Consider the following 341-nt stretch of genomic DNA (forward strand, 5'->3'; position numbering starts at 1 on the left):
CCGGGGGGCGGTTGTGGCGGTCGCCGGTGCTGAAGGGGGGTGGGGCGGCGGTTCGGGTGGTTGTGGGGATCGCGGGGCAGCGGTCGCTTCGGCTGGTGGTGGATGCGGAGGGGGCTTTGGGTGGGGTGGCGTTGGGGGATTGGGCGCGGTCTCGTATCGCGTGTCGGTGAACGGCCTGGCGGCCGTGCTTTTGTCCTCAATCGCCGGACGGGCTTGTTTGTGGCCTCGGCCCGGTGCGCGGGCGCGGCTTACTGATTGTCCTCAATCGCCGGACGGGCTTGATTGTGCCCGCTGCGGCCCGGCTTTCATCCGCGGGTCGGTTGCCGGGGGCCGGGCAGGGG

At 71.8% G+C, this 341-nt stretch carries 1 protein-coding gene; it reads left to right on the plus strand.

Annotation, left to right across the window (positions count from 1 at the left end):
• Nucleotides 1–170 (plus strand): NPCBM/NEW2 domain-containing protein (locus GT042_RS06900; RefSeq protein WP_161307815.1); only part of this gene is annotated, 170 nt, incomplete at its 5' end.
• Between the last annotated feature and the right edge of the window lie 171 nt (nt 171–341).

Origin of the sequence: Streptomyces sp. SID3212, assembly GCF_009865405.1 — a bacterium.
Taxonomy (GTDB): domain Bacteria; phylum Actinomycetota; class Actinomycetes; order Streptomycetales; family Streptomycetaceae; genus Streptomyces.